The sequence below is a fragment of the Saccharopolyspora cebuensis genome, assembly GCF_039542665.1.
GTDB classification, from domain to species: Bacteria; Actinomycetota; Actinomycetes; order Mycobacteriales; family Pseudonocardiaceae; genus Saccharopolyspora; species Saccharopolyspora cebuensis.
In genome coordinates this window covers 276,727-292,586 of sequence record NZ_BAABII010000003.1, presented here as the reverse complement: position 1 = coordinate 292,586, position 15,860 = coordinate 276,727, and the positions used below count along the sequence as shown (strand labels likewise).

The 15,860-nt window shown below is 71.8% G+C and carries 15 protein-coding genes; all 15 read right to left on the bottom strand.

Features of this window, described 5'->3' with window-relative positions:
- Positions 1–11: 11 nt before the first annotated feature.
- Positions 12–311 carry an NADH-quinone oxidoreductase subunit NuoK gene (nuoK, locus tag ABD976_RS04220; protein WP_093155324.1) on the bottom strand — a complete coding sequence of 100 codons (300 nt, stop codon included), beginning with the start codon at positions 309–311 and terminating at the stop codon, positions 12–14.
- Positions 308–1,210: an NADH-quinone oxidoreductase subunit J gene (locus ABD976_RS04215; RefSeq protein WP_345358703.1), complete on the bottom strand. Its 903-nt coding sequence runs from the start codon at positions 1,208–1,210 to the stop codon at positions 308–310. Before ABD976_RS04215 ends, nuoK begins: the two co-directional genes overlap by 4 nt.
- The gene (gene nuoI / locus ABD976_RS04210; protein WP_345357381.1) at positions 1,210–1,776 is read right to left on the bottom strand and encodes an NADH-quinone oxidoreductase subunit NuoI; all 567 of its coding nucleotides are present in this window, start codon (positions 1,774–1,776) and stop codon (positions 1,210–1,212) included. The genes ABD976_RS04215 and nuoI overlap by 1 nt, the downstream gene beginning before the upstream one ends.
- On the bottom strand, positions 1,763–3,073 hold the full coding sequence (nuoH, locus tag ABD976_RS04205) for an NADH-quinone oxidoreductase subunit NuoH (RefSeq protein WP_345357378.1): 1,311 nt from the start codon (positions 3,071–3,073) through the stop codon (positions 1,763–1,765). The genes nuoI and nuoH overlap by 14 nt, the downstream gene beginning before the upstream one ends.
- Positions 3,070–5,625, bottom strand: coding sequence for an NADH-quinone oxidoreductase subunit G (locus ABD976_RS04200; protein WP_345357375.1), 2,556 nt, complete (start codon positions 5,623–5,625; stop codon positions 3,070–3,072). The genes nuoH and ABD976_RS04200 overlap by 4 nt, the downstream gene beginning before the upstream one ends.
- Positions 5,622–6,929: an NADH-quinone oxidoreductase subunit NuoF gene (nuoF, locus tag ABD976_RS04195; RefSeq protein WP_345357372.1), complete on the bottom strand. Its 1,308-nt coding sequence runs from the start codon at positions 6,927–6,929 to the stop codon at positions 5,622–5,624. The genes ABD976_RS04200 and nuoF overlap by 4 nt, the downstream gene beginning before the upstream one ends.
- Positions 6,930–6,937: 8 nt before the next feature.
- Positions 6,938–7,687, bottom strand: coding sequence for an NADH-quinone oxidoreductase subunit NuoE (gene nuoE / locus ABD976_RS04190; RefSeq protein WP_345357369.1), 750 nt, complete (start codon positions 7,685–7,687; stop codon positions 6,938–6,940).
- A complete protein-coding gene (locus tag ABD976_RS04185; protein ID WP_345357366.1) occupies positions 7,684–9,024 on the bottom strand; it encodes an NADH-quinone oxidoreductase subunit D in 1,341 nt (446 codons plus the stop codon). Before ABD976_RS04185 ends, nuoE begins: the two co-directional genes overlap by 4 nt.
- Positions 9,025–9,046: 22 nt before the next feature.
- The gene (locus ABD976_RS04180; protein ID WP_369775603.1) at positions 9,047–9,823 is read right to left on the bottom strand and encodes an NADH-quinone oxidoreductase subunit C; all 777 of its coding nucleotides are present in this window, start codon (positions 9,821–9,823) and stop codon (positions 9,047–9,049) included.
- 6 nt (positions 9,824–9,829) lie between these two features.
- The gene (locus tag ABD976_RS04175) at positions 9,830–10,519 is read right to left on the bottom strand and encodes a NuoB/complex I 20 kDa subunit family protein (protein ID WP_345357363.1); all 690 of its coding nucleotides are present in this window, start codon (positions 10,517–10,519) and stop codon (positions 9,830–9,832) included.
- Positions 10,520–10,626: 107 nt separating this feature from the next.
- The gene (locus ABD976_RS04170) at positions 10,627–10,992 is read right to left on the bottom strand and encodes an NADH-quinone oxidoreductase subunit A (protein ID WP_345357360.1); all 366 of its coding nucleotides are present in this window, start codon (positions 10,990–10,992) and stop codon (positions 10,627–10,629) included.
- Positions 10,993–11,153: 161 nt separating this feature from the next.
- The gene (locus ABD976_RS04165; protein WP_345357357.1) at positions 11,154–12,452 is read right to left on the bottom strand and encodes a geranylgeranyl reductase family protein; all 1,299 of its coding nucleotides are present in this window, start codon (positions 12,450–12,452) and stop codon (positions 11,154–11,156) included.
- A gap of 511 nt (positions 12,453–12,963) precedes the next feature.
- A complete protein-coding gene (locus ABD976_RS04160) occupies positions 12,964–13,266 on the bottom strand; it encodes an AtuA-related protein (RefSeq protein WP_345357354.1) in 303 nt (100 codons plus the stop codon).
- On the bottom strand, positions 13,253–14,539 hold the full coding sequence (locus ABD976_RS04155) for an acyclic terpene utilization AtuA family protein (protein ID WP_345357351.1): 1,287 nt from the start codon (positions 14,537–14,539) through the stop codon (positions 13,253–13,255). Before ABD976_RS04155 ends, ABD976_RS04160 begins: the two co-directional genes overlap by 14 nt.
- Complete coding sequence (locus ABD976_RS04150; protein ID WP_345357348.1) at positions 14,539–15,810, bottom strand: CitMHS family transporter; 1,272 nt, start codon at positions 15,808–15,810, stop codon at positions 14,539–14,541. The genes ABD976_RS04155 and ABD976_RS04150 overlap by 1 nt, the downstream gene beginning before the upstream one ends.
- Between the last annotated feature and the right edge of the window lie 50 nt (positions 15,811–15,860).

Genomic DNA, 15,860 nt, shown 5'->3' with positions numbered 1-15,860 from the left:
CCACGCGCCTCTCAGTACTTCAGCAGGTTGGCGTCGTCGACCGAGGCCGAGCGACGCGTCCGGAAGATCGACATGATGATGGCCAGCCCGACGACGACCTCGGCGGCGGCGACGACCATCACGAAGAACGCCATGACTTGCCCGTGCACCGATCCCTCGATCCGGGCGAAGGTCACCAGGGTCAGGTTCACCGCGTTGAGCATCAGCTCGATGCACATGAACACGACGATCGCGTTGCGGCGCACCAGGACGCCGACCGCGCCGATGGTGAACAGCAGCGCCGACAGCAGCAGGTAGTACGTGGGGGTCACTGCCGGACCTCCTCGACGGGGGAATCCTCGGACGCGTGGCCCGCCCCGCCCTCCGGCGGTTCGGGAGCCGGTTCGGCGCCGGAACCGGTGAGCGTGCGCGGATCGGGGGCGCGGTCCCGGCTCGCCACCGACCGGTGGTCGCCGACCTCGTCGACGGGCAGGTTCTCCAGCAGCCGGGACAGCGATTCCGGCGCCACCGAGCCGTCCGGCAGCAGCGCGGGCACGGCCACCGAGTTGGCGGTCGCGTACACGCCCGGACCGGGCTGCGGGGACGGGCGGTCGCTGCGGAACCGGCGGTTGGCCCGCTCCCGCTGGCTGATCCGGGGACCGCGGCCCTTGCCGCCGTAGGCCAGCACCATCGCGCCCAGCGCCGCGGTGATCAGCAGCGCCGAGGTCAGCTCGAACGGGAACAGGTAGTCGGTGAAGATCAACCGGCCGAGCCCGCCCGCACCGCCGCCCGCGGGCGACCACGGGTCCAGCGGGGCGGCCACCGGCACCTCGGTCAGCGCCCGGGCCAGGCCGCTGACCAGCAGCACGCCGAAGCCGATGCCGCCGAGCCCGGCCCACAGCCGCTGCCCGCGCAGCACCTCCACCACCGAGTCCGAGGAGTCCCGGCCGACCATCATGAGCACGAACAGGAACAGCATCATGATCGCGCCGGTGTAGACGATGATCTGGGTGAAGCCGAGGAACTGCGCGCTCTGCGCCATGTAGAGCACGCCGAGCGAGAGCATGGTCAGCACCAGCCACAGCGCGGAGTGCACCGCGTTGCGGGCGAACACCATGCCGAGCCCGCCGAGCAGGGCCAGCGGTCCCAGCACCCAGAACGCCACCGCCTCACCGGTGCCCACCGCCGCGCCGGACTGGGCCAGCACGTGGGTCGTCGCCGCGAGAACCATCACCGCCTGGCCTCCTCGGGTCCGGACTCGACCGTCTCGTCTTCGGGAACACCGCGGTGGCGGGCCAGTTCGGGTCCGCGCGCGTAGTACTCCTGCTCGTCGTCGCCGAGCCGCATCGGGTGCGGCGGCTGCTCCATGCCGGGCAGCAGCGGGGCGAGCAGGTCCTCCTTGGTGTAGATGAGGTCCCGCCGGTTGTCGTCGGCGGTCTCGTACTCGTTGGTCATGGTCAGCGCCCGGGTCGGGCAGGCCTCGATGCACAACCCGCAGCCGATGCAGCGCAGGTAGTTGATCTGGTAGTCCATGCCGTAGCGCTCACCCGGCGAGTACCGCTCCTCCTCGGTGTTGTCCCCGCCCTCGACGAAGATCGCGTCCGCCGGGCAGGCCCAGGCGCACAGCTCGCAGCCGACGCACTTCTCCAGCCCGTCCGGGTGCCGGTTGAGCTGGTGGCGGCCGTGGAACCGGGGCGCCGGGACCTTCTTGACCTCCGGGTACTCCTCGGTGACGACCTTCCGGAACATCGTCGAGAAGGTGACGCCGAACCCCTTGATCGGATCAAACATCCCCACGGGGCGCCTCCTTTCCTTCGTCCGGGGCACCGCTGTCGCCGGCGTCCGGAGCGCCGCTGCGCACCGGGGTGCGCTTCGGCGGCGCGGGCGGGACCTGGAGGTCCAGCGGGGGCACCGGGAAATCGCTGCCGGAGTGCGGGACCTCGTGGTCCTGCGGTGGTTTCTTGTCCGGGATCAGGAACGTCGCCGCCAGCAGGACGACCACGACGATCCCGCCGCCGATGAGGAACTGCTGGGTGGTGATGGCGTCCTCGTTGCGGACCGCGCGGATGATGACCACCGCGATGATCCACACGAAGCTGAGCGGGACCAGCACCTTCCAGCCCAGGTGCATGAACTGGTCGTAGCGCAGCCGGGGCAGCGTGCCGCGCAGCCACACGAACACGAACAGGAACAGCAGGGTCTTGCCGAGGAACCACAGCACCGGCCACCACCCGGTGTTGAGCACCCCGTCGCCGATCATCGACAGCGGCCACGGGGCGTGCCAGCCGCCGAGGAACAGCGTGGTCGCCAGCGCCGAGACGGTCACCATGTTGATGTACTCGGCGAGGAAGAACAGCGCGAACTTCAGCGAGGAGTACTCGGTGTGGAATCCGCCGACGAGCTCCGACTCGGCCTCCGGGAGGTCGAACGGGGCGCGGTTGGTCTCCCCGACCATCGACACCAGGTACACCGCGAAGCTGAACGGCAGCAGCAGCGCGAACCAGCCGTTGGCCTGCGCCGCGACGATCCCCGAGGTGGACAGCGTCCCCGCGTACATGATCACCGCGACGAAGGACAGGCCCATCGCGATCTCGTAGGAGATCACCTGCGCCGCCGAGCGCAGCGAACCCAGCAGCGGGTACGGCGAACCGGAGGCCCAGCCGGCCAGCACGATGCCGTAGACGCCGATCGAGGCGCAGGCCAGCACCACCAGCAGGCCGACCGGCAGGTCCACGAGCTGCAACGCGGTGGTCTCGCCGAAGATCGTCACCTCGGGCGCGATCGGGATCACCGAGAACGACACCATCGCCGGGGTCGCCGAGATGACCGGCGCCAGGAAGTACACCCACTTGTCGGCCAGGACCGGGCGGATGTCCTCCTTGAAGGCCAGCTTCAGCCCGTCGGCGAGCGACTGGAGGATGCCGAACGGTCCCGCGCGGTTGGGGCCGGGCCGGTTCTGCATCCGGCCGATGACCCGCCGCTCCGCCCAGATGGTCAGCAGCGTCATCACGACCAGGAAGCCGAAGATGAGCACGACCTTGATCAGGATGAGCCACAGCGGGTCGTCGGCGAGCAGTTCCGCGGTGCGGGTCATGCCCGGCCCCCCTTGCCGTTCTCGTGGTCGGAGTTCCCGACGGCGTCGTGGTGGCGGCCGTGGCCGTTGGTGGACGCCGCGGGCATCGGGCCGATCGCGCCGATCTCCACCAGCCCGCCGTGCCCCACGCCGAGCTCCCGGTTGACCTGCGACGGGCCGGAGCGGGTGGGCAGCCACACCACGTCGTCGGGCAGCTCGGCCAGCCGCAGCGGCAACGTGATCGAGCCCCGGTCGGTGCGCACCACCAGCGGGCGGCCCTCGGTGGCGCCGACGCGCCGGGCCGTGCCGGGCGAGAGCACCGCGACCGCCTCCCGCGCGGTCCCGGCCAGCGCCGGCTCCTCGACCTGCAGCGCCCCGTCGTCGAGCAGTTGCCGCCAGGTCGCCAGCACCGCCTGCCCGGGTCCGGGCGTCGGCGGCGCGGCGGCCGGGACGTCCGGGGCGGGCAGCCGGGTGCCGAGGTAGTCGCCGATCCGGTCCAGCTCGGCCGCCGCGGCGGCGGGCGTCTGGGTGAACAGGTCGTGGTCCATCTCGACGGCGAGGGTGTCGAGGACCCGGCAGTCCGGCACCGCGCCGGTCTCCTCGATCGTGGTGCGGAATTCGCGGCGCCGGCCCTCCCAGTTCAGGTAGGTGCCGGACTTCTCCACGCTGGGCGCGACCGGCAGCACCACGTCGGCGTGGTCGGTGACCGCGCTCGGCCGCAGTTCCAGGCTCACCACGAACTCCGCGCGGGCCAGCGCCCGCTCGGCCAGCTCCGGGTCCGGCAGGTCGGCGACCTCCACGCCGCCGACCAGCAGTCCGGGCAGCTCCCCGTCGGCGGCGGCGCGCAGGATGCCGGTGAGGTCGCGGCCCGCGGCGGGGGGCAGCGTCCCGCCGGCCAGGCCCCACGCCTGCTCCAGCTCGGCCCGCGCCGCCGGATCGACCACCGGGCGCCCGCCCGGCAGCAGCGTCGGCAGCGTCCCGGCCTGCACCGCACCGCGCTCCCCGGCCCGCCGCGGCACCCACGCCAGCCGCGCGCCGGTCCGCTCGGCGCACCGCAGCAGCGCCGAGTGCAGGCCCGGGACCTGCGCGGCGCGCTCGCCGACCAGCAGCACCGAACCCGGCCGGGACAGCGCGTCGAGGGCCTCGGGCGGTAGTGCTTCGAGCGCCGCCGCCTCACCTCCGGGTGCGCACCCGATCAGCTCACCGGTGCGCTGCGGCCCGCCCGCCTGCGCGATGACGGTGGTCTTCTCCACGCCGGGCGAGCTCCACTGGCCGAGGTGGAACACCTGCGTCCGGCCGGCGCGGGCGGCCTTGCGCAGCCGCAGGAAGACGATCGGCGATTCCTCCTCGGGCTCGAAGGCCGCGCAGAGCACCGCCGGGGCGTCCTCCAGGTGCTGGTAGGTCACCGCGCCGCGACCCGGCGCGGTACCGACCACCGTGGACTCCAGGAACCGCAGCTCCTCGTCCGAGTGCGCCCGCGCCCGGTGGTCGATGTCGTTGCTGCGCAACGCGATCCGGGCGAACTTGGCGTAGGCGTAGGCGTCCTCCTCGGTGACCCGGCCGCCCGGCAGCACCCCGACCCCGCCGTCGCGGACCCGGAGCAGCCCGTCGGCGGCCACCCGCAGCGCCTCGGTCCAGGACGCCGGGCGCAGCTCGCCGCCCTCGCGCACCAGCGGCCGGGTGATCCGGTCCTGCGCGGTGGCGTAGCGGAAGGCGAACCGGCCCTTGTCGCAGATCCACTCCTCGTTGACCTCGGGGACGTCCCCGGCCAGCCGCCGCATCACCTTGCCGCGCCGCCAGTCGGTGCGGACCTCGCAGCCGGACGCGCAGTGCTCGCACTGGCCGGGCGTGGACATCAGGTCGAACGGCCGGGAGCGGAACCGGTACGCGCTGCTGGTCAGCGCCCCCACCGGGCAGATCTGGATGGTGTTGCCCGAGAAGTAGGACTGGAACGGCTGCTGCTCGCCGATGCCGATCTGCTGCACCGCGCCGCGCTCCAGCAGCTCGATGAACGGGTCACCGGCGATCTGCTTGGAGAACCGGGTGCAGCGCTGGCACAGCACGCAGCGCTCCCGGTCCAGCAGCACCTGGGTGGAGATCGGCACCGGCTTGGCGAAGGTCCGCTTGGTCTCGTGGAAGCGGGAGTCGGCGCGGCCGTGCTTGAGCGCCTGGTTCTGCAGCGGGCACTCGCCACCCTTGTCGCAGACCGGGCAGTCGAGCGGGTGGTTGATCAGCAGCAGCTCCATCATGCCCTGCTGCGCCTTGTCCGCCACCTGCGAGGTCTTCTGGGTCTTGACCACCATGCCGTCGGCGACGGTCATGGTGCAGGAGGCCTGCGGCTTGGGCATCGGCCGCCCGCCCATCTCGACCTCGACCAGGCACTGCCGGCAGGCCCCGGCCGGGTCGAGCAGCGGGTGGTCGCAGAACCGGGGGATGACGATGCCCATCCGCTCGGCGGTGCGGATCAGCAGCTCGCCCTTCGGGGCGTCCACCTCGATGCCGTCGATGGTGAGCCGGACGTAGCCCTCCGGCACCGGGCGGGCCTCGTCGGGCGCTTCGGGTACCACTGTCATCGGGCCGCTCCTACCAGTGCGGATGCCGTGTCGTCGTGCTGTTCTTTCCGGCACAGCGCGAGGAATTCCTCGCGGAAGTACTGAATGCCGCTGGTGATCGGGCTGACCGCGCCGTCACCGAGCGCGCAGAAGGAGCGGCCGAAGATGTTGTCGCAGACGTCGAGGAGGGTGTCGATGTCCTCCTCGGTGCCGCGGCCGTCGACCATCCGCTCCAGCACCTGCGCGAGCCAGTAGGTGCCCTCCCGGCAGGGGGTGCACTTGCCGCAGGACTCGTGCTCGTAGAACTGGGTCCACTTCATCACCGCCCACGGCACCGAGACGGTCTCGTTGAAGATCATCAGCGCGGTGGTGCCGAGCATCGACCCGGCCTCGGCGGCGCCTTCGAAGTCCAGCGGGGTGTCCAGGTGGTCGGCGGTGAACAGCGGGGTGGACGAGCCGCCCGGCGTCCAGAACTTCAGCGGGATGCCGTCCTTCATGCCCCCGGCCAGGTCCAGCAGCTCGCGCAGCGTGGTGCCCAGCGGGGCCTCGTACTGGCCGGGGCGCTCGACGTGCCCGGACAGCGAGAAGATCTTCGGCCCGGGCGACTTCTCCCGCCCCATGGACCGGAACCAGTCGGACCCGCCGTTGACGATGTAGGGCACCGAGGCGATGGTCTCGACGTTGTTCACCGTGGTCGGGCAGGCGTAGAGCCCGGCGGCGGCGGGGAACGGCGGCTTGAGCCGGGGCTGGCCGCGCTTGCCCTCCAGCGAGTCCAGCAGCGCGGTCTCCTCGCCGCAGATGTAGGCCCCGGCCCCGGCGTGCACCACGATGTCCAGGTCGAAGCCCGAGCCGAGGATGTCCTCGCCCAGGTAACCGGCCTGGTAGGCCTCGCGGACCGCGTGGTTGAGCCGCCGGATCGGGTGCAGCGCCTCGCCCCGCACGTAGATCATGCAGTGGTTCGCCCGCATCGCGTAGGAGGCGATGACGCAGCCCTCGATCAGCGAGTGCGGGTCGGCCATCATCAGCGGGATGTCCTTGCACGTGCCCGGTTCGCCCTCGTCGGCGTTGATCACCAGGTAGTGCGGCTTGACCGGGTCCTTGGGCATGAAGCCCCACTTCACGCCGGTCGGGAACCCGGCGCCGCCGCGACCGCGCAACCCGGCCGCCTTGACCAGCTCGACGAGCTGGTCCGGCGCGGCGCCGAGCGCCTTGCGCAGCGCGGTGTAGCCCTCCAGCTGCTCGTAGGTCCGCAGCGTCCAGGCGTTCGGCGACAGCCACCGCTTGGTGAGCACCGGGGTCAGCGGGCTGGTGTTCGCGTCGGTCATGGCCACCCTCACTTCGTCTCCGGCAGCGGGGCGTCCTCGGGCATCACCGGCGCGGTCCAGCCGCGCTGCTGGGCGAGGTGCGCGCCGCGCAGGGTCTCGGTCGCCTCCGACGAGCCCGCCGCGCCGGCGTCCAGGTCGTCGAAGAAGCCGGCGAGCTGCCGTTCGGCGGTGCGGAAGTCGGTCAGCGCCGGACCCCGGGTCGGCTTCGGCTTCTCGCCGCGCTGCAACGACTTCACCAGCTCCAGCGCCTGCTCCGGGGTCTGGTTGTCGTAGTACTCGTAGTTGACCTGGAGCACCGGCCCCAGGTCGCAGGCGGCGAGGCACTCGGCGTGCTCCAGGGTGAGCGAGCCCGGCTCGCCCGGCGTCCCGGCGGTCTCGTCGTGGCCGACGCCGAGGTGCTCGCCGAGCCGCCGGTAGATCTCGTCGCCGCCGAGCAGCGCGCACATCGTGTTGGTGCACACGCTGACCAGGTGCTGCCCGCAGGGCTTGCGCTTGTACATCGTGTAGAACGTGGCGACCGCGCTGACCTCGGCGGTGGACAGCGCGAGCCGGTCGGCGCAGAACTGGATGCCCTCGGTGCTCACGTGGCCCTGCACCGACTGCACCAGGTGCAGCAGCGGCAGCAGCGCGGACCGGGACTCCGGGTACCGCGCGACGATCGCGTCGGCGTCCGCGCGGACCCGCTCGTCGAACGCGCCGGTGTCCGCGGTGGGGTGCACCACGTCCTCGGTCGAGGTGTAGTCGAACTGCTCGGTCATCGGTCCACTCCGCCCATCACCGGATCGATGGAGGCCACCGCGGCGATCACGTCGGCCACCAGACCGCCTTCGGCCATCGCTGGCATCGCTTGGAGGTTCACGAAGCTGGGGTCGCGCACGTGCACCCGCATCGGGCGGGTGCCGCCGTCGGAGACCACGTGGTAGCCGAGCTCGCCGCGCGGCGACTCGATCGGCACGTACACCTGGCCGGGCGGCACGTCGAAGCCCTCGGTCACCAGCTTGAAGTGGTGGATCAGCGACTCCATGGACTGACCCATGATCTTCTGCACGTGCCGCAGCGAGTTGCCCATGCCGTCCGGGCCGATGGACAGCTTCGCGGGCCAGGCGATCTTCGCGTCCTCGACCATCACCGGGCCCGGCTCCAGCCGGTCCACGCACTGCCGGATGATCCGCAGCGACTGCCGGATCTCCTCCACGCGCAGCAGGAACCGGGCGAAGCAGTCGGCGTCGGTGCTGGTCGGCACCTCGAACTCGTACTCGTCGTAGCCGCAGTACGGGTCGATCTTGCGCAGGTCCCAGGCCAGCCCGGCCGAGCGCAGCACCGGTCCGGTGATGCCGAGCTGGAGGCACCCGTCCACCGGCAGGTAGCCGACGCCCTGGAGCCGCTGCCGCCAGATCGGCTGGCCGGTGAACAGCTTGTCGTAGGACGGCAGCCGTTCGTCGATCACCTTGATGAAGTCCAGCACCCGCTCCCGGAAGTTCTCCGGGAGGTCCTGGGCGAGGCCGCCCGGCCGGATGAACGCGTGGTTCATCCGCAGCCCGGTGAGGAACTCCAGCAGGTGCAGCACCTCTTCGCGCTCGCGGAAGCCGAAGGTCATGCCGGTGGTGGAGCCCAGCTCCATCGCCCCGGTCGCCAGGAAGACGAAGTGCGAGGAGATCCGGTTCAGCTCCATCAGCAGCACCCGGGACACCTCGGCCCGCTTCGGCACCTCGATGCCGAGCAGCTTCTCCACCGCCAGGCAGTACGCCGCCTCGTTGTGCAGCGGCGAGAGGTAGTCCATCCGCGTCACGAAGGTGGTGCCCTGGGTCCAGGTGCGGTACTCGCAGTTCTTCTCGATCCCGGTGTGCAGGTAGCCGATCACCGACCGCAGGTTGGTGACCGTCTCCCCCTCCAGCTCCAGGACCAGCCGCAGCACGCCGTGCGTGGACGGGTGCTGCGGGCCCAGGTTGATGACGACCCGCTCCTCGCCGCCGGTCTCGTCGACGAACTCGTCCCAGTCGCCGCCGGTGACGGTGTAGACGCGGCCCTCGGTGGTCTCCCGGGACGTCGCGTACGGGTCGAAGCCGGTGCTCCCGGCCGGTGTTTCCGTCGTCATCTCCAGCACCTCTCCGCGGCGATCACGTGTAGGACCTGCGCTGGTCCGGCGGCGGGATCTCGGCGCCCTCGTACTCGACCGGGATGCCGCCGAGCGGGTAGTCCTTGCGCTGCGGGTGGCCCTCCCAGTCGTCGGGCATCAGGATCCGGGTCAGCGCCGGGTGTCCTTCGTGGACGATGCCGAACATGTCCCAGGACTCCCGCTCCTGGAAGTCGGCCGTCGGGTAGACGGCGACGACGGAGGGCACCGTCGGCGGCCCGCCCGCCTCGTTCGGCCAGTCGATCGCCACTTCGACCCGCACCCGCCTGCGGTAGGTCATCGAGGTGAGGTGGTAGACCGCGTGCAGCCGCTGCGGCACCTCCGGCCCGTAGTCCACACCGGACACCGAGCTGCACAGCTCGAAGCGCAGCGCCGGATCGTCCCGGAAGGCGCGGCAGGTCGCCACCAGGTGCTCCGCGCGGACGTAGAAGGTGATCTCGCCGCGGTCGATGGTCACCTGCTGCACCGCGTCGTCGGGCACCCCGGCGTCGTGCAGCGCGGCGAACAGCGCGTCGGCCACGTCGTCGAACCAGCCCCCGAAGGGCCGCTCGGCGCGGGCCGGGACGTGCGGGGGGAGCCGCAGCCCGCCGTACCCGGAGGTGTCGCCGGTGCCGGTGACCCCGAACATGCCCCGCCGGGACCGGCCCGCCACCGGCTGCGCACCGGCCGCGGTCGGTTCCAGGCCCGGGGGCCGCTCGGCGCTGGACCCCGGCTCACCCGGGTCCGGCGTGGTCTGGTTCCGCGTTTCGTCCTGTGCCAACCGAACTCACCTACCCGACCGAGTTTCCTGCGCCGAACCGAGTTCCGGGCGCCGCGGCGTGCTCTCCAGGGCGCCCAGCGACGCGGTGGAACCCATTTCCCTGCGCTGCGCGGCCTGCTGCCGTTCGGCCCGCTTGCGCTGCGCCCGGTTCTTCGGGGCGTGGCGCTCGGAGGACGGGATCATCGGCGTCCGCTCGCCGGCTTCCAGCTTCGCCGCGGCGCGGGTCGGGTTGATCGGCTCGTCCATGATCTTGGCGTGCAGCTTGAGGACGGCGTCGAGCAGCATCTCCGGCCGGGGCGGGCAGCCCGGCAGGTACATGTCCACCGGCACGACGTGGTCCACGCCCTGCACCACCGCGTAGTTGTTGAACATGCCGCCGGTGGAGGCGCAGACGCCCATCGCCAGCACCCACCGCGGTTCGGGCATCTGGTCGTAGATCTGCCGCAGCACCGGCGCCATCTTGTTGGTCACCCGGCCGGCCACGATCATCAGATCGGCCTGCCGGGGCGTGGCGGAGAACCGCTCCATGCCGAAGCGCGCGAAGTCGTACCGGGACCCGCCGACGGTCATCATCTCGATGGCGCAGCAGGCCAGCCCGAAGGTGGCCGGCCACATCGACGTCTTCCGGGTCCAGTTGACGAGCTTCTCCACGTTGGCCAACAGGATGCCGTTCGGCAGGCTTGCCTCAAGCCCCATCTCGGCACTCCTTCCCGCGTCGGTGCGGCTTCTGGGACGGATTCGGGTCTCGTCGGGCCCGCGGGCCCGGGGGTTCGCGGGGGATTCGCGCGCAGGGCGGGCACCGCCTAGTTCCAGTCGAAGCCACCGCGCCGCCAGATGTAGAGGTCGGCGATGCCGAAGGTGACGATGAACAGGACCACCGCGACGGCGCCGTACAGGCCGAGGGCGTCGGCCGACACCGCGTACGGGTAGAGGAAGACCATCTCGATGTCGAAGAGGATGAACATCATCGCGGTCAGGTAGTAGGCGACCGGCATCCGGCCGCCGCCGATCACCGGCTGCGGCGACGGCTCGATGCCGCACTCGTAGGCGTCGAGCTTGGCGCGGTTGTACCGGCGGGGGCCGACCAAAGGGGCGATGGTCACCGAGAACAACGCGAAGGCGAAGGCCAACGCGAACATCAGCACCAACGGGATGTACGGGTCGAGCACTCTCGCTGCCCTCCTTCAGCGGCCCCCACCGAGACGGGGAACACGTCTGCGGTCTCGGGGCGCACTCTATGCGGTCAACCGTGACGGCTCAGTAGTGAGGCGAACCTAACTTTATGAGTTGCCACACACGACTACGGCGTCATCTGACCATTTCGCCGCCTTCAGGCGCTAGGGGTGAGCCGAGTAGTGGTGCTGATCACACGGTCCATGGTGTCCCCGTCCTTGGCGTCGTAGAGATTCGCCAGCAGCTTCAACACGAAACGCATCAACGTGCGGCGCGGCAGACCGTGCTTGGTGGCGGTCCGCATGACCACCGGATTGCCAATCAACTTGCTGAACAAGTTGCCCATCCGGAAGTAGCCGCCCATCGCCTCGGACACCGCGCGCGGGTAGCGGGCCAGCGCCTGCTCCCGCGACGGGCCGTCCGGGCGGGCCAGCGCGTGCACCACGCACTCGGCCGCCAGCCGCGCCGACTCCATCGCGTAGGCGATGCCCTCGCCGTTGAACGGGTTGACCATCCCGCCCGCGTCGCCGACCAGCAGCAGGCCGTCGCGGTAGTGCGGCACCCGGTTGAAGCCCATCGGCAGCGCGGCGCCGCCGATCTTGCCGACGGCGTTCTCCTCCCGGTAGCCCCACTCCTCCGGCGTGCCGTCGAGCCAGGAGCGCAGCAGCGCCCGGTAGTCGGTCTTGCCGTAGGCCTTCGAGGTGGACAGGATGCCCAGGCCCGCGTTGACCGTCCCGTCGCCCATCCCGAACAGCCAGCCGTAACCGGGCAGCAGCTTCGGGTCCGCCGGGTTGGAGCGGTCCCACAGCTCCAGGTGCGACTCCAGGTAGTCGTCCTTGGTCCGCGGGCTGGTGTAGTAGCGGCGGACCGCCACGCCCATCGGCCGGTCCTCGCGCTTCTCGATGCCCATCGACAGCGCCAGCCGGGCCGACACCCCGTCGCAGCCGAGCACCAGCGGCGCCCGGTAGCTGACCGGGGTGCGGTCCGGCCCGGACTTGGCCTCGACGCCGGTGATCCGCCCGGTGCGCTCGTCGGTGATCGCGCCGGTGACGGTGGTGCGCTCGTGCATCCGGGCGCCCGCCGACTTCGCCGCGCCGGCGAGCAGGTCGTCGAAGTCGTTGCGCGGGCGGACCAAGCCGTAGGGCGGGAAGTCCGCCAGCGACGGCCAGTCGAGTTCGAGGGTCACCCCGCCGCCGACCACGCGCAGCCCCCGGTTCTGCAGCCACCCGGCCTCCTCGCGGGTGTCGATCCCCAGATCGATCAGCTGCTTGACGCCGCGCGGGGTGATGCCGTCACCGCACACCTTCTCGCGCGGGAACTCGCTCTTCTCCAGTAGCAGGACGTCCAGGCCCGCGCGGGCCAGGTACGTCGCAGCCGTCGACCCGGCCGGACCGGCTCCGACGACGATCACGTCGGCGTCGTCGTCCGGTCGGCGGCGGCTGGTGGCGCTGGTCATGACACTCCTCGGTTCGGTGCATTGCCGAGCCGGGCCGTCGTGCCGACCCGGTCTTGCGAACCCGCTTGTGAACGAGTTCACTAAATCCTGAGTCTAAGCGCCGCACGACACGCGATCGAGTCCGCGAAATGCGCCACCCGGGTGACTGTTGTCGCAGGTAGGAGCAGCCCGATGGGCACTTCGGGTGACGCCCCACCAACCCTGCGCGGCCACCCGGAAACCGGACGGAACACCCGCGCCGAACGCACGCGCGAACGGAACCACCGTCAGGCAAGCGGCGAAGCCGCTTCCGCCCCACGCACGCGCCGAACCCGACCACCGTCAGACAAGCGGCGAAGCCGCTTCCGCACTACCCCACCTGATCAACCGGCACCGCCGCGGGTTCTCAGCGGCCTTCTCGCGAGGACGCCCTGACGCTGTGTACGCGCTTGTACATGAGGAAGGGCGCCCGGAGCGAGAAGGCCGCTGAGGTTCCGCCACCCGCACCGCGCGCCAAATGGACCACAACACCTCAATCAAGAGGGAGGGAGAGTAGGCGGGAGCCCAGGGTCTTCCCGTGGGTGTCCAGCGCGAGCGAGGTGGTCACGCCGCCGTGCAGGGCCGCGCGGCAGACGAACTGGAGGCCGCGCAGCCCGGGGAGCTCGAAGCGCAGCACCTCGCCCCGGACGTCGGCGGCGAGGTGCTCCCGGACCCGCCGCGCGGTGACCTCGCGGACCAGGAGCGGGTAGTCCTCGTCGCGCAGCGGGAACAGCGACAGCGTCGAGGTGTCGCCCTTGTCCCCGGCGCGGCAGTGCGCGATCTCATGGAGCAGCACGGTCCACCTCCAGCACCTCGACGGCGGGTTCGACCTCGGACCGGGGCAGCATCGCGGAGACGACGCCGACGACCTCCCGGACGTCGGTGCGCACCCCGCCGCCCCCGGCGGGCCCGTTGGTGTAGAGCGCCTCGACCTCGTGGCAGACCACCTCGGCGGCGTCCGGGTCCGGGGCCATCGCCGCGACCCGCAGCCGCGCCTCGTCCGGCCCGCCGAGCACGTCGGCGCGCAGCCGCGCCCCGGCCCCGCCGAGCCGGGCCAGCACCACGTCGGCGGCCAGCCGCGCCCGCTCCGCCGCACCGGGTCCGGCGTAGCTGATCCCCGCCTCGGCCCGGTGCCCGGCGCGGTAGCCGACGCTGACCTTGAGCTCGTCGGGACGCGGCCCGCCGACGGCCCCGCCGATGCGCACCCGGTCGGCGCCGGTCTGCTCGGCCCGCACCTGCCGGAAGTCGAGCACCACGTCCGGCGTGCGGTAGCCGGTCGGATCGGTGACCTCGTAGAGGAGCTGCTCCCGGACGGTCGCGGTGGTGACGGCGCCGCCGGTGCCCTCGGGCTTGCCGATGGTGGCGGTGCCGTCGGCGGCGACGTCGGCGAACGGGAAGCCGAGGTCGGCCAGCCCCGGCACGTCCTTGCGCCCCGGATCGGCGAAGTAGCCGCCGGTGACCTGACCGGCGCACTCCAGCAGGTGCCCGACCAGGGTGCCCGCCGCCAGCCGCGACCAGTCGTCCAGCGCCCAGCCCAACCGGTGCGCCAGCGGGGCGACGAACAGCGCCGGGTCGGCGACCCGCCCGGTGAGCACCACGTCGGCGCCGGTGTCCAGCGCGGGCAGCAGTTCCTCGGCGCCGAGGTAGGCGTTGGCCGACACCAGCTCGCCGTGGTCGGCCAGCGGTACGCCGTCCTCCAGGGCGGGCGCGCGCGGGTCGATCCGGTCCAGCACGTCGTCGCCGGTGAGCACCGCGACCCGGCCGCCGAGGCCGAGTTCGCCGAGCAGGTCGCGGGTGGCCGCACCGGCGGCGAGCGGGTTCGCCGCGCCCATGTTCGTCACCACCCGGACGCCGCGGGCCAGCGCGACCGGCAGCAACGGGGTGAACCGGGCGCGCAGCCGCGGGTCGTACCCCGCCGCCGGATCGCGCAGCCTGCGCTGCTGGCCGAGCGCGATGGTCCGCTCGGCGAGGCATTCCAGCACGAGGTCGTCGAGCCCGGCCCGCTCGGCGAGCCGCACCGCCGGTTCGATCCGGTCCCCGGCGAACCCGGCTCCGCACCCGATGCGCATCACAGCACTCCCGTCAGCAGGGCGACGGCGGTCATCACCAGGGTGGTGCCGAACGCCCACCCGAAGATGAACCGCTGGTGCTCGCCGAGGTCCACGCCGCTCATCCCGACCAGGATGAACGTCGAGGCGGTCAGCGGGCTCAGCGGGAAACCCGTGGTCATCTGGCCGAGGATCGCGGCCCGCCCGATGGCCGCCGGGTCGCCGCCGAGCGCGGCGGTGGTCTCGGCCAGCACCGGCACGATGCCGAAGTAGTAGGCGTCCGGGGTGAACACCAGGCTCATCGGCATGCTGGTGAGCGCCGTGGCCACCGGCAGCAGCCCGGCCGCCGAGGCGGGGATCAGCGCCACCAGCGACTCCGCCATCGCCTGGATCATCCCGGTGCCGGTGAGGATGCCGGTGAACACGCCGGCGGCGAAGATCATGGTGATCACCAGCACCACGTTGTGCCCGTGCTCGGTGAGCAGCTCCTGCTGGGCCCGCCAGCTCGGCCGGTTGATCAGCAGCGCCACCAGGAAGCCCAGCACGAACAGCACTTCCAGCTCGGCGAGCTGGGCCAGCAGCGCCGCCACCAGCAGCAGGGTCAGCAGCAGGTTCAGCCAGAACCGCACCCGGGCCGCACCGGTGAGCCGGGGCCGCTCGGCGACCTCCAGGGTGATCACGCCCAGCCGCCTGCGCTCGGCGCGGCCGATCAGGTACGCCGCGACCAGCACCCAGGCGACCCCGGCGGCCATCGCGGGCAGCAGCGGCAGGAACAGCTCGGCGCTGCCGAGGTCCAGCGCGGCCATCGCGCGAGCCGTCGGACCGCCCCACGGCACCATGTTCATCACCCCGGCCGCCAGGCAGATCACCCCGGCGAGCACGATCCGGCGCATCCCGAGCCGCCGGTAGATCGGCAGCAGCGCCGAGACGGTGATGAGGAAGGTGGACGCGCCGTCGCCGTCCAGCGCGACCAGCAGGGTGAGCACCGCCGTGCCCACGGTGATCTTCAGCGGGTCGCCCCCGGCCCAGCGCAGGATGCGCGCCACCGCCGGGTCGAACAGCCCGGCGTCGATCATCGTGCTGAAGTACAGCACCGCGAACGTGATCATGATCGCGACCGGCGCCACCGTGCTCAGGCCCTCGGCGATCAGCTCGCCGAGCCGGTCGCCGTAACCGGCGACCAGCGCCGCCGCGATCGGCACCAGGGTCAGCGCGAGCAGCACCGAGACGCGGCGCGACAGCACCAGCGCGAGGAACAGGCCCACGGTCGCGAATCCCGTCACGGCCAGCATCGGCACCTCCTCGTGGTCGGAGGTCACCGTGATCCAGGTCGCTCATGCGG

What these genes read in the sequence shown, in the direction of transcription:
- ABD976_RS04175 (WP_345357363.1), bottom strand. Translation starts at nt 10,519, where the DNA reads ATGGGGCTTGAGGCAAGCCTGCCGAACGGCATCCTGTTGGCCAACGTG.
- ABD976_RS04200 (WP_345357375.1), bottom strand. Translation starts at nt 5,625, where the DNA reads ATGACAGTGGTACCCGAAGCGCCCGACGAGGCCCGCCCGGTGCCGGAG.
- ABD976_RS04185 (WP_345357366.1), bottom strand. Translation starts at nt 9,024, where the DNA reads ATGACGACGGAAACACCGGCCGGGAGCACCGGCTTCGACCCGTACGCG.
- nuoF (WP_345357372.1), bottom strand. Translation starts at nt 6,929, where the DNA reads ATGACCGACGCGAACACCAGCCCGCTGACCCCGGTGCTCACCAAGCGG.
- ABD976_RS04165 (WP_345357357.1), bottom strand. Translation starts at nt 12,452, where the DNA reads ATGACCAGCGCCACCAGCCGCCGCCGACCGGACGACGACGCCGACGTG.
- ABD976_RS04215 (WP_345358703.1), bottom strand. Translation starts at nt 1,210, where the DNA reads ATGGTTCTCGCGGCGACGACCCACGTGCTGGCCCAGTCCGGCGCGGCG.
- nuoE (WP_345357369.1), bottom strand. Translation starts at nt 7,687, where the DNA reads ATGACCGAGCAGTTCGACTACACCTCGACCGAGGACGTGGTGCACCCC.
- ABD976_RS04150 (WP_345357348.1), bottom strand. Translation starts at nt 15,810, where the DNA reads ATGCTGGCCGTGACGGGATTCGCGACCGTGGGCCTGTTCCTCGCGCTG.
- ABD976_RS04155 (WP_345357351.1), bottom strand. Translation starts at nt 14,539, where the DNA reads ATGCGCATCGGGTGCGGAGCCGGGTTCGCCGGGGACCGGATCGAACCG.
- nuoH (WP_345357378.1), bottom strand. Translation starts at nt 3,073, where the DNA reads ATGACCCGCACCGCGGAACTGCTCGCCGACGACCCGCTGTGGCTCATC.